9 protein-coding genes and 1 pseudogene are annotated in these 12,103 nt (G+C 57.8%); 9 read left to right on the forward strand and 1 reads right to left on the reverse strand.

Annotated features, from left to right (window positions below):
- From AC13QE_RS28735 to AC13QE_RS28770, 8 genes and pseudogenes are all read left to right on the forward strand, one after another.
- Positions 1–283, forward strand: a pseudogene (locus AC13QE_RS28735) (S-(hydroxymethyl)glutathione dehydrogenase); the annotation flags it as partial.
- 139 nt (positions 284–422) lie between these two features.
- Positions 423–785: a PsiF family protein gene (locus AC13QE_RS28740; RefSeq protein ID WP_488486276.1), complete on the forward strand. Its 363-nt coding sequence runs from the start codon at positions 423–425 to the stop codon at positions 783–785.
- A 168-nt stretch (positions 786–953) separates the two neighbouring features.
- Positions 954–1,862 carry a TIGR03571 family LLM class oxidoreductase gene (locus AC13QE_RS28745; RefSeq protein ID WP_488486277.1) on the forward strand — a complete coding sequence of 303 codons (909 nt, stop codon included), beginning with the start codon at positions 954–956 and terminating at the stop codon, positions 1,860–1,862.
- 108 nt (positions 1,863–1,970) lie between these two features.
- Positions 1,971–3,275 carry a hemolysin family protein gene (locus tag AC13QE_RS28750; RefSeq protein ID WP_488486278.1) on the forward strand — a complete coding sequence of 435 codons (1,305 nt, stop codon included), beginning with the start codon at positions 1,971–1,973 and terminating at the stop codon, positions 3,273–3,275.
- A gap of 228 nt (positions 3,276–3,503) precedes the next feature.
- Positions 3,504–4,844: an MFS transporter gene (locus tag AC13QE_RS28755; protein WP_488486279.1), complete on the forward strand. Its 1,341-nt coding sequence runs from the start codon at positions 3,504–3,506 to the stop codon at positions 4,842–4,844.
- A gap of 82 nt (positions 4,845–4,926) precedes the next feature.
- Entirely contained in the window at positions 4,927–6,813 is a 1,887-nt protein-coding gene (locus AC13QE_RS28760) for a bifunctional sugar phosphate isomerase/epimerase/4-hydroxyphenylpyruvate dioxygenase family protein (protein WP_488486280.1), read from the forward strand.
- An 83-nt stretch (positions 6,814–6,896) separates the two neighbouring features.
- Positions 6,897–7,562 (forward strand): TetR/AcrR family transcriptional regulator, encoded by a 666-nt coding sequence (locus AC13QE_RS28765; RefSeq protein ID WP_488486281.1) that lies wholly within the window; start codon positions 6,897–6,899, stop codon positions 7,560–7,562.
- 111 nt (positions 7,563–7,673) lie between these two features.
- Positions 7,674–8,579: a shikimate dehydrogenase gene (locus AC13QE_RS28770; RefSeq protein WP_488486282.1), complete on the forward strand. Its 906-nt coding sequence runs from the start codon at positions 7,674–7,676 to the stop codon at positions 8,577–8,579.
- Positions 8,580–8,767: 188 nt separating this feature from the next.
- Here AC13QE_RS28770 and AC13QE_RS28775 read toward each other — a convergent pair whose 3' ends face one another.
- Positions 8,768–9,682, reverse strand: coding sequence for a DMT family transporter (locus AC13QE_RS28775; protein ID WP_132720088.1), 915 nt, complete (start codon positions 9,680–9,682; stop codon positions 8,768–8,770).
- A 321-nt stretch (positions 9,683–10,003) separates the two neighbouring features.
- Here AC13QE_RS28775 and AC13QE_RS28780 point away from each other — a divergent pair, with 321 nt between their 5' ends.
- Positions 10,004–12,100: a putative bifunctional diguanylate cyclase/phosphodiesterase gene (locus AC13QE_RS28780; protein WP_488486283.1), complete on the forward strand. Its 2,097-nt coding sequence runs from the start codon at positions 10,004–10,006 to the stop codon at positions 12,098–12,100.
- Positions 12,101–12,103 lie beyond the last annotated feature (3 nt).

A 12,103-nucleotide genomic window follows, 5' to 3' on the forward strand; every position in this document is an offset into this window, starting at 1 on the left:
AAGCCATCGCGGCTGGGGCAAGTCGGTGGTCATCGGCGTTGCCGGCGCCGGCCAGGAGATCTCGACGCGTCCGTTCCAGCTGGTGACGGGCCGCTCGTGGATGGGCACGGCCTTCGGCGGCGCGCGTGGCCGCACCGACGTTCCGAAGATCGTCGACTGGTACATGGAGGGCAAGATCGAGATCGATCCGATGATCACCCACACCATGCCCCTCGAAGACATCAACAAGGGTTTTGAGCTCATGCATTCGGGAAAGAGTGTTCGCGGCGTCGTCATCTACTGACGGTACAGGCGTCCTCGCCGGAAGTTTTTGGCGGTCAGAGCGACGGATAAGCCGATCGCCATCGTTCAAGAAGAACGCCGGCCTCGTGATGGGGTCGGCGGCTTGAACATGAGTGACCTTCAGGCAAAAGGATATGCCCATGACCAGCAAGTTGCTAGGTGCGACCGCCGCCGCTCTCTTCGCTCTGTCTTCCACAACCGTCGTCTTCGCCCAAACGACGGCACCTGCGACGCCAGCTCCCGCCACGACGTCTTCCACATCGGCGCCATCGTCCACCATGCCGTCGAAGGATGAGATCAAGACGGCGCGGCAAGCCTGCCGGCAGGATGCGACAGGGCAGGGCCTCAAGGGTCAGGCACGCAAGGACGCAGTCAAAAGCTGCCTGCAGCAAAAGTATCCAGTCCTGGCAAAACGCAAGACCTGCCATGACGAAGGTACGGGTAAAGGCTTGCAGAAGAAGGCGCTGCACGATTACGTCAAGCAGTGCATTACCGTGAGCTGAATAGCGACCTGCAATCGCGGCCTCTCGCCGGAACTGTTCATCGTAACAGTCCGCTTCACGGGGCGGACCACTACCTCGCACAATCACCGCGCACGTCACGTCCCCCCTTTTTCCCGCAGGCAAGTCGCCTTATCTCCTTAAGCAACGATATAAACTTCAGGGCGTGGCGTGCTTTTCCATCCAGACCGACTTTCATTCGGCATAGTACTGCCGGCGCAGCCGCGAGCTGCGGCCGACGTTCAGTTCGATACCCAGCTCGGCATTGCAACCCATGCCGACAAATTGGGTTTCGATGCGCTGTGGGTGAGGGATGTTCCCCTCAATAGCGAAAGCTACCCCGACCCGATCGGACATGCCGATCCCTGGGTTTTCCTCGGAGCTTTGGCGGCTGTCACCTCCAATATCCATCTGGCGACCGGCGCAATCGTCCTGCCTTTGCGGCATCCGCTCCATATCGCCAAGGCCGCGCTGTCCGTCGCCTCCCTTTCGAAAGGCCGGCTCATCCTCGGTCTCGGCTCTGGAGACCGGCCGAGCGAATATGACGTTTTCGGAGAGGATATTGAGAACCGCAAAGCGCTCTTTCAATCGCATTGGGAGCGCCTCGCTGCGGCTCTTCGCGCGGATCAAGAGGTCTTAGACGAAAGCGGCCATATACGAAACGAGTTCGTCATCAGGCCCACGCTGCGACAACCCTCCATTCCCCTGGTGGCGGTCGGTTCATCGTCGCAATCCTTGGAATGGATTGCCCGTCACGCAGCTGCCTGGATGACTTATTACCGGCCGCTACCCGTTCAGAAAGACCGGTTGGCGCTTTGGCATAATGCCCAAGGTAAGGTAACCACGGATTTTCGCGGCTTCGGCCAGTCCATGGTGCTGGAATTGCACGACAACCCGCAAGCCTCCTATGAGGAAATCAATCTTGGCGGCAGAACCGGCAGGCGAGGGCTGATCGGTGCCTTGTCGGCAATGCGTGAAGCCGGCATTCATCACGTCGCCTTCAATCTCGTTACCCAGGGCAGACCGGCCGGCGACGTCTTGGAAGAGATCGCAGCGGATATTTTGCCGGCTATGCGGTAGCTTCGCCAATTGCCCTCGATGGTAGCGTCGTGGAAATCCTATCCCCGTGACCCTGGCTTTTGCAGCCCTTGCCACCTATCTTTCCGTTGCAACCAAAAAGGGCCGATTTTGCTTCTCGAAATTTCTATCGTCATCGTCCTCACCCTCTTGAACGGCGTGCTTGCCATGTCGGAATTGGCGATCGTCTCCTCCCGTCCTGCCCGTCTGAAAGTGCTATCGGATCAAGGCAGCAGAGGCGCGACCATGGCGATAAGGTTGGCCGAGGAACCGGGCCGCTTCCTCTCAACGGTACAGATCGGCATCACGCTCGTCGGCGTCCTGTCCGGCGCCTTCTCGGGCGCCACACTCGGCGCTCGGCTGTCGGGCTGGCTTGCCGCGCAAGGTCTTTCGGTCGCAGCCGCCGATGCCATCGGCGTTGGTTCCGTTGTAATGGCCATCACCTATCTATCGTTGATCATCGGCGAACTCGTACCGAAGCAGGTCGCTCTCCGGGCGCCGGAATTGGTCGCCAGCAAAGTCGCGCCTGCTATGGTCTTTCTTTCCCGGGCTGCTGCCCCGCTCGTCTGGTTGCTCGACCTCTCGGGACGGCTGGTTCTGAGGGCACTGGGTCAATCCGGCAAGGTTGCCGATGGCGTCAGCGACGAGGAAATCAAGACGGTTCTGGCGGAGGCACAAAGCGCCGGCGTCATCGCGACGGAAGAGCAGGCGATGATTTCGGGTGTCATGCGATTGGCCGACCGAACCGCAAGGGCGTTGATGACGCCACGCCGCGACGTGGAGGTTATCGATATCGAAGATAGCTTCGACGAGATGCGCGAACAGATTCGTCGCACCGAAAAAGCGCGGCTGCCGTTACGCAAGGACAGCTCCGACGAGATCGTTGGGGTACTGACGACCAGAGATTTCTTCGACGCACTGGCTTCCGGCGGTCAGCCTGACATTCTGAAGCTCGCCAAGCAGGTGCCGATCGTTTCGGATCTTTCAAGCGCCCTTGACGTCGTCAAGGCTCTGCGTCGCTCCTCTTCGCACATGGTGCTCGTCTATGACGAATACGGGCACTTCGAAGGCGTCATCACGTCGGGTGACATCCTCGAAGCCATCTTGGGAGCCGTTCAGGAAGAAGCCGATGCCCGTGGCGAACAGGCGATCGTCCGTCGCCACGATGGCAGCTATCTCGTGTCCGGCTGGATGCCCATCGACGAGTTCGCCGATTTCATGAACCTCCAGATCGAAGACGATCGCGACTATCAGACCGTTGCGGGGTTTGTGTTGCAGGAGTTGCGTCACCTTCCGGATGTGGGCGAAAGCTTCACGAAAAACGGCTGGCGCTTCGAGGTCGTGGATCTCGACGGCCGCAGGATCGACAAGCTGCTGGTGAGCTCGGAAAACAGCGGCAGCGATAGTAGCCTTTGACAGCTGGATTGAGGCGCATGACACACGCCAATGATTACCGAAGTACGTCTCTTTACAAAACGAACTAGTTCGTACATTATTTTCTCAGAGGAGGAGTACCTGCTGCCCGAAGCAGCACGGTGACTGCCAAGATCGGCTTGAATGCCATGCGAAGGGGCGCGGAAGGTAGATTCGGCGCTGCGGACGCTGCATTTCCTTGAAATTGGAATTGTCTGGGGAGGAACAACGATGACGATATCAACTGATCATAAGACGCCTAGACGCGCCGCTTTTGCCAGCTGGCTGGGAAGTGCCGTCGAATATTACGATTTCTTTGTCTATGGGACGGCCGCGGCGCTGATCTTTCCGAAAATATTCTTTTCAGCGGAAGATCCGCAAACAGCCGCAATTGCTTCATTTGCGACCTTCGGCGTGGCCTACATCATGCGGCCATTGGGTGCGGTGATCCTGGGTCACATCGGCGACAAGTTCGGTCGCAAAAAAGTGCTGACCTTCACGCTGCTTCTCATGGGATTCTCGACCTTTATTATCGGTTGCCTGCCGACCTATGGCCAGGCCGGCATCCTGGCGCCGATCCTCCTGGTTTTCGCGCGATTGCTGCAGGGTATTTCGGCCGCGGGAGAGCAGGCCGGAGCAAGCTCCATGACCCTCGAGCATGCTCCCGAGAATCGTCGGGCCTTCTTTACAAGCTTTACGCTGAGTGGGACACAAGCGGGCCTGATCCTTGCGACCCTCGTCTTCATTCCATTGGGAACGCTGGACGAAGCCACTTTGCTCTCATGGGGCTGGCGCATCCCATTTTTCCTGAGCTTCGTTGTCGTTATCGTCGGCTTCTGGGTTCGTCGAACGCTCGCGGAAACACCGGCTTTCCTTGAGGAGACGAAGAAAGGCGACGTGGTCAGGCTGCCGCTGGTCTCGCTGTTTGCCAACTATTGGACCGATGTGCTGCGGATCATCTTTGCCGCCTTGATTTCCGTCGTCAGCACGATCTTCAGCGTCTTCACGCTCTCCTATGCTGTCAACACCATGCATATCGATCGCTCGACGATGCTGACCGTTCTGGTGCTCGCCAACATCGTGGCGCTTGGCGCCATTCCGGCTTGGGCCATTCTGGCGGATCGAATCGGCCGCAAGCCGGTCTTCATTTTCGGTGCCATCGGCTGCGCCCTTCTGATATGGCCCTATATCTGGGCAATCAGCCAGAATAACCTCACGCTCGTCTTCATCCTCGGCATTCTGCTTTCGGGCGTCGTTTACAGCGCATCCAACGGCATCTGGCCGGCGCTCTACGCTGAAATGTTCGACACCCGCGTGCGTCTGTCCGGCATGGCCGTCGGCACCCAGATCGGTTTTGCGCTTGGCGGCTTTGCTCCGACGATCAGCGCCGCCCTTATGGGCAGCGGTCCCATGGGATGGGTGCCGGTTGCCTTGTTTACCTCGATCACAGCCTTGATTGCCGCCATTTCTGCCGCAACCGCGACGGAGACCTATAAAACGCCGATCGACCAGCTCGGTAAGGATGCGCGGCGCTTCGCGAGCTCGATAGGCCACGCCGATCGGACGGTATAGTCATCAGAATCTGGTCTCGACGATAACGCGTCGCGATCGCGGACAAGCTTGTTGAAAACCACCACAGGAATGGGATGAAACAATGAAAACCTCGATTGCGACCGTTTCGATCAGCGGAGACCTGAAGGAAAAGCTTCACGCCATCGCCAAAGCTGGTTTCGATGGTGTCGAGATCTTCGAGAACGATTTTCTCGCTTTCGATGAATCGCCACGCCAGGTCGGTCAAATGGTCCGCGACCATGGGCTGGAGATCACGCTCTTTCAGCCCTTCAGAGATTTTGAAGGCATGCCGGAGCCCTTGCGCAGCCGGACCTTCGACCGCGCAGAACGCAAGTTCGATCTGATGCAGGAGATGGGCACAGATCTCGTGCTTGTCTGCACGAATGTTTCGTCGGTCGCAATGGGGGGTATCGATCGCGCAGCGGCCGACTTCTACGAACTCGGGGAGAGGGCGGCCAAGCGCGGCTTGCGCGTTGGCTATGAAGCACTTGCCTGGGGCCGGCACATTCATGACCATCGCGACGCCTGGGAAATCGTCCGCCGGGCCGATCATCCGAATATCGGCCTCATTCTCGACAGCTTCCATACGCTCTCGCGCAAGATCGATGTCAATTCGATTCGGTCGATCCCAAAAGAGAAGATCTTCATCATCCAGCTTGCCGATGCGCCGTTGATCGACATGGATCTTCTCTATTGGAGCCGGCATTTCCGCAACATGCCGGGCGAGGGCGACCTTCCCGTGCTTGACTTCATGAAAGCCGTCGCGGCGACAGGCTATGACGGCTATCTCTCTCTCGAAATTTTCAACGATCAGTTTCGTGGCGGCTCGCCGACCGCCATTGCCGTCGATGGCCGGCGTTCGCTCATTTATCTCGGCGACCAAGTGCGCCGCGCGGAAAGCGGCGGCCTCACCCTGCCGCCGATGCCGGCGCGTGCCGAGGTGGAGGGAGTTGCCTTTATCGAATTTACCGTCGATGAAGCGGAGACATCCGCCCTCTCGGATCGGTTGCGTGCGCTGGGCTTTCGCCATGTCGGGCACCACAAGAGCAAGCGCGTCGACGTCTTCCGGCAAGGCAGTATCAATCTCGTCGTCAATACCGATCCGGATGGGTTTGCTGGCGTGTCCTATGCCCTGCATGGGCAGTCGGCCTATGCAATGGGATTGTGGGTGGATGATGCCGAGGCTGCGGTCGCACGGGCTGTCGCCCTCGGCGCCGAACGCTTTGAGCAGCCCCTGAAGCCTGGTGAAATAAAAATGCCGGCCATAAGGGGCGTCGGCGGCGGCATCCTTTATTTCCTGGATCGGGGGAGCGCGCTCGCTCGCATATGGGAGACCGAATTCGATCCGATCGACGACGATACCGATCTGCGTCCTGTCGGATTGACTGGAATCGATCACGTCGCGCAAACCATGAAATATGAGGAGCTGTTGACCTGGCTGCTCTTTTACACCGCGATCTTGAAGGCGCATAAGACACCGATGGTCGACATTATCGATCCCGCCGGAGTCGTCCGCAGCCAGGTGGTCGAAAACGAGCCGGGAACTCTGCGTATTACTTTGAACGGTGCGGAAAATCGCAATACCTTGGCGGGACACTTCATTGCCGAGACTTTCGGCTCCGGGATTCAACACCTGGCCTTTTCTACCGACGATATTTTCGCGACGGCGGCCGCTTTGTCGAAAAATGGTTTTGCGACGTTGATGATCTCGCCCAATTATTACGACGATCTCGAGGCGAGATTCGGCCTGGAGCCGACCTTCACCGATCGTCTGAAGGCACATAATATTCTCTACGATCGAGACGATTACGGCGAATATTTCCAGCTCTATAGCCCGACTTATGGCGAAGGCTTCTTCTTCGAAATCGTTCAGCGCAGCGGCTATCGCGGCTATGGTGCGGCAAACGCCATCTTTCGCATTGCGGCACTCCGGCGGCATCTGCGGCCAATTGGTGTACCGAAACTTTAGGCTCTCCCCATAAGCTCGAAGCCTATGTTAAAGCTTTGATCTTCAATGATGGGCCGGAGCGCCCAGGAAGACGGGCAGAGGGCATGACCAAATCGCAAGCGGCGAAGATAGAGCGTATTGCGCGAAAGAACGATCCAGACGCGACCAAAGAAAATATCCTCAAGATCGCAACCGAGGAATTCGTCGCGGCCGGCTTTTCCGGGGCGCGTGTCGACGAGATTGCCGAGCGCACCAAGACGTCCAAGCGCATGATTTACTACTATTTCGGTAGCAAGGAAGGGCTCTATCTCGCTGTCCTGGAGCAGGCTTATACGAAGATCCGCACGCTCGAGAGCGAACTCGATCTCGAAAACATGCCGCCCGTTCAGGCCATGGCGCAATTGATTGCAAGCACCTTTGACCACGATGATCAAAATCCAGATTTCGTCCGCCTGGTCAGCATCGAGAACATTCATCGCGCGGAGCATATGAAACGTTCGGTCGTCCTGTCGCAAATGAACATCGCGGTCATCGACATCATCTCACAAATTCTCGAAAGGGGTTATGCCGATGGCAGCTTCGTGCGCCGCGTCGATCCCGTCGATTTACATATGATGATCAGCGCGCAGTGCTTTTTTCGCGTTTCCAATCGGCATACTTTCGGAGCGATCTTCGAGCGCGACCTTTCATCAGAAGAATTGAAGAAACGGCACAAGTCTTTGATAATAGAGGCCATTCTTGCCTTTCTAAAAAATCCGTGCCCGACCTGATCTGAATTCACGTCAAACTGTCTGAGTTCCGTCGGCGGCTCCAGCCGGCATGCAAAGCTGCGCCTCACGTTGACTTTACGTACTAGTTCGTACATTTTCTCATAGAGCCATATGGCATGGCCTTATTTCGCTGCTCGGGAGGAAAAATTGAACACCCAAACCGCAATCGTTCCGCGTCAGCTTCGTGTGGGATTGATCGGCGCCGGCATTGGCCGGTCGCTCACGCCGGCCATGCATATGCGCGAAGGCGAGCATTGCGGACTGTCCTATCGCTACGACCTCATCGACCTGGATGCCCGCGGCCTATCGGTCTCGGATTTGCCTGCACTTATCGATGAAGCCGAAGCGCAGGGTTTTGCCGGTCTTAACATCACACACCCTTGCAAGCAGGCGGCTGTTGCACTCGTGGATGAGCTATCGCCTGATGCCCAGACGCTGAGATCCATCAACACGATCACCTTTCATGGAAAGAGCAGGATCGGCCATAACACCGATTGGTGGGGCTTTGCTGAAAGCTTCCGTCGCGGGCTGGCCGGCGTTGCGCTTGGTCATATCGTACAGCTAGGAGCAGGTGGTGCAGGTGTTGCCGTCGCGCACGCAACGGCCGAGATGGGCGCGCGCTCCATAGAGATATTCGATCTGGATCCCAAGCGTGCACAGGCTCTCGTGGAGCAGCTTCAGCCGGCACACGATGCCTGTCGTTTCTCGATCGGTCATGATCTTGTCGCCGCGCTTGATGCCGCGGACGGCCTGGTCCACGCAACCCCAACCGGCATGGATGCGCATCCGGGTCTGCCGCTCGACGGGCGGCTTTTAACGGAGCGCCTTTGGGTTGCCGAAATCGTTTACTTCCCGATAGAAACCGAATTGGTGAAGCGGGCGAAGCAGGCAGCATGCCGCGTTCTCGATGGCGGTGGAATGGCGGTGTTTCAGGCCGTGAAAGCTTTCGAACTGTTCACGGGCATGCGTCCGGATGCTGAGCGCATGATGCGGCACTTCAATTCGCTGCGCTCCTGAGAAAAGCCCGTTTGTCCGCATCAAGATGCTTTTCGCACCGATGGTTCATCATTTGCATTTCAGAGCATGGAGATCATGCAAATGACTGCGGCTTTAAGTTCCATAAGATAGATTATCTGATTTTTGGTTTGCGGCCGCCAAGTTGGAGTGTCCTGATCCTGCGAAGCAAGAATACCACTCTCCCCGCGTCAATGCCCATCCCGGGCAACGTCGTCTTTCGGGACGGTATCCACCAGATTCTTCCGATGGAAAATGAAGAGTCCGGCAAGGACGATGATGGCGGAGCCGACGATAATCTGGGTGTCCGGAATATCGCCGAAGAAAACGAAGCCCAGGACGATTGCCCAGACAAGCAGGCTATATTGGAGCGGAGCCAGCAGCGAAGCTGGCGCGAGCTTCAAGGATCTTGTTATCAGCATATGAGCGCTACCGGCGACAATGCCGAGGGCGAGCATCGCGCCGAGATCGAGTGCTGATGCGGAACGCCAGTCGCCGATGCTGAGCGCCAAGCCGGCGATGAGCGCACCGACCGTCTGCCAAGCAACGAGGGTGGCATCGCGCGTCTGCCGCAACCGCCGCCCGAGCACCAGGGTCAATGCGAATGCGAGGCTCCCGCCGACGCCGAAAAGCGATGGCCAGGAAAACATTGCGGCCGAAGGTCTGAGCGCGATCAATACGCCGATAAAGCCGACGAAAACCGCAAGCCAGCGCCGCCAGCCGATCCTCTCGTCAAGGAAGAAATGCGAGATCGCCGCCACATAGATCGGGCCGGCCATGTAGAAGGTCATGACATCGGCAAGCGGCAGATAGGCGACCGCGGCGTAAAAGAGAGCGACGTCGAGCGTCGCCATGACGACACGCAGAAGCTGCAGCGGCGGCCGTTCGAGGCGAAAAAGCGCGTCACTGCCTTGTCGCGCGATCATAGGCGCCAGAATAATGAACGAACCGAATGAGCGGATCACCAGAATCTGGCCGACGGAGAAACTCGCGACCAGCCACTTGCCCATGGCATCGTTCAGCGAAAACAGGAAGTCGCCGAGAAGCATCAGCAGCATGCCGGCAAGTACAAGATTGCCGCTTGTTACGGCTTTGCCCATGCGCATGCTGACTATCCTTGCGAATCCTGCATTTTACCACCTGCGCTTTAGCCGGTTTTGCCCCCTACCCGCAATGGATTTCCTCGTGGGCAGTTATTCCCAAAATCTATCGGCTTCCAGCCCTGGAAGCATCGGAGCGCTCGCCGTCGGCAGACGCGATCTTCCTCTAAAACTTGAGCGGATGTTTATAAATTCGGTTATATGATAACGTTTATGGAAGCGACGAGCCGAACCTCGCCAAAGGGAGACGCTCGATATGCCTACATGCTTTTCATTGTTGCATAACAGCCTGCCGATATTGTCCGCTTGCCGGGTGAGAGAAGATACATGATGCAGCCGCCGGATGGAGCGCCAGATCCTACTCATCGGGACCAAGACGTCGAAGACGAGCAGGTCCTTAAGCCATTTGAATTGCTCCAGGCCCGATACCTGTCTCTCGCCGAGCGTTACGAATGGCTCGAAGCCATGATCAACTACGTGCCGGACTATATCTATGCCAAGGACAGGAACGGTCGGTTCCTTTTCGCCAACATGGCGATCGTCCTCAACAATGGCTTCACGCATGTCGATGAGCTGATCGGCCTTACCGATGCCGAAATTCACCCGATGGCCGATGCCCACAAGATCGAGGAAGTCGAACGGCAGGTAATGGAGAGCGGCAAGGCCGATCTCGGCGTCGAGGAGCGGCGACTCAAGGGCGAAGGCTGGCTCATGATGTCGCGGGTGCCGCTACGCGACGGAAACGGCAACATCATCGGCGTCGTCGGCGCATCGCGCGACATTTCCGCTCGAAAACGGGCAGAAAAATTGATGAGTGCCCAGACGAAGCTTCTACAGGATGTGGCGCGCGGCGTTGATCTCGACGTATTTCTCAGGGAGTCCCAGGTCCTTCTTGAGGAGTTGCTCAACGGCAGACGCGTGAGCTTCGTCCTCAATGGCGAGCAAGCCGAACCGCTTGCCGGCGATATCCTGGAATTTCCCATTTTTTCGCGGGACGGCGGCCGGCATGGAGCCCTGGTGACGGTGCAAACCGATGGTGACGAGGCCGGGCTTATGGAATTCTTCGCCGGCATAGCGCAGACCGTGGGCATTGCCATCGACCGCCATCGCGACATCGCTCATATCGCCTATCTGGCCGAACATGACGCGCTCACCGGCCTGCCAAACCGCATGCTGCTCGATCGCAAGCTCAGCGCCCTCTTGGAAAAAGCGTCCCGACAACAAAGGTCACTGGCCGTGGCCTTTGTCGACCTCGATAATTTCAAGCTGGTCAATGACACACTCGGCCATGCGGCCGGCGATGAATTGCTGACGGTGGTCGCGCGGCGCATATCGACCCATGTCGGCAATGACGGCATCGTCGCAAGGATCGGCGGTGACGAATTCATCATCGTTCTGGAAGATCCGGCTGAGCCAATATATGAGAGGCTCGCGGCCGTCCTGGCAGACATTTCCAAGCCAATGATCGTACAAGGCGTCGAAATCCGGGTAGGCTGCAGCATCGGTGTGGCGTGCGCCATGGAGCATGGTACGACGGCTTCGGAACTCTTCGCGAATGCCGATATGGCGCTCTATCGTGCCAAGGAAGCGGGGCGCAATGCCATTCGCTTGTTCACGCCAGCCATGGCGGAGGACGCCCGCAACAAGCTGATCCGTATCGAAGAATTGCGACGCGCTGTGGAGCGGGACGAATTCGTGCTCCATTATCAGCCGCAAAAGGAAGTTCGCAGCGGCAAGATCATTGGCGTCGAGGCCCTCGTGCGATGGCAGCATCCTGTCGAGGGCTTGTTGTTGCCCGGTGTCTTCATTCCGCTCGCGGAAGAAACAGGGCTCATTGTCGCGCTCGGCGAAATCGTTCTGCGAAAAGCCTGCCAGCAGGCCCGTCTGTGGCAAGATCGCGGCCTGCCCGCGCTGCGCATGGGCGTCAACGTATCTGCGCGGCAATTCCTGGAGAGTTCACTGACAAGCCATGTGGCATCCGCACTGCAATCGGCTGATCTCGATCCGCAATGGCTTGAGCTCGAACTGACGGAAAGCTTGATCATGCGTGACGTCGAAGGCGCCATCGAGCGGATGCATGAGCTGAAAGAGCTGGGTGTCAGCCTTGCAATGGATGATTTCGGCACCGGATATTCAAGCCTGAGCACCCTCAGGCGCTTTCCACTTTCCCGGCTGAAGATCGACAGATCCTTCATTGCCGATATTCCCGAAAAGCCGGGCGATATGGCAATCACCTCCGCCATCGTATCGCTCGGCAGAACACTCGATCTGGAAGTCGTGGCGGAAGGCGTCGAGACGGAGGAGCAGGCCCGTTTTCTCGAGGGCGCCGGATGCGAATTGCTTCAAGGCTATCTGTTTGCCCGGCCCCTTCCCTCCTCTGAGATCGAAGGCCTGATTGCCGGGACCGTTGCCAAAGCCGGGTAGATA

It is taken from the genome of Martinezella sp. CNPSo 3957 (genome assembly GCF_057784395.1).

What these genes read in the sequence shown, in the direction of transcription:
- AC13QE_RS28755 (WP_488486279.1), top strand. Translation starts at nt 3,504, where the DNA reads ATGACGATATCAACTGATCATAAGACGCCTAGACGCGCCGCTTTTGCC.
- AC13QE_RS28765 (WP_488486281.1), top strand. Translation starts at nt 6,897, where the DNA reads ATGACCAAATCGCAAGCGGCGAAGATAGAGCGTATTGCGCGAAAGAAC.
- AC13QE_RS28780 (WP_488486283.1), top strand. Translation starts at nt 10,004, where the DNA reads ATGATGCAGCCGCCGGATGGAGCGCCAGATCCTACTCATCGGGACCAA.
- AC13QE_RS28760 (WP_488486280.1), top strand. Translation starts at nt 4,927, where the DNA reads ATGAAAACCTCGATTGCGACCGTTTCGATCAGCGGAGACCTGAAGGAA.
- AC13QE_RS28770 (WP_488486282.1), top strand. Translation starts at nt 7,674, where the DNA reads ATGGCATGGCCTTATTTCGCTGCTCGGGAGGAAAAATTGAACACCCAA.
- AC13QE_RS28775 (WP_132720088.1), bottom strand. Translation starts at nt 9,682, where the DNA reads ATGCGCATGGGCAAAGCCGTAACAAGCGGCAATCTTGTACTTGCCGGC.
- AC13QE_RS28740 (WP_488486276.1), top strand. Translation starts at nt 423, where the DNA reads ATGACCAGCAAGTTGCTAGGTGCGACCGCCGCCGCTCTCTTCGCTCTG.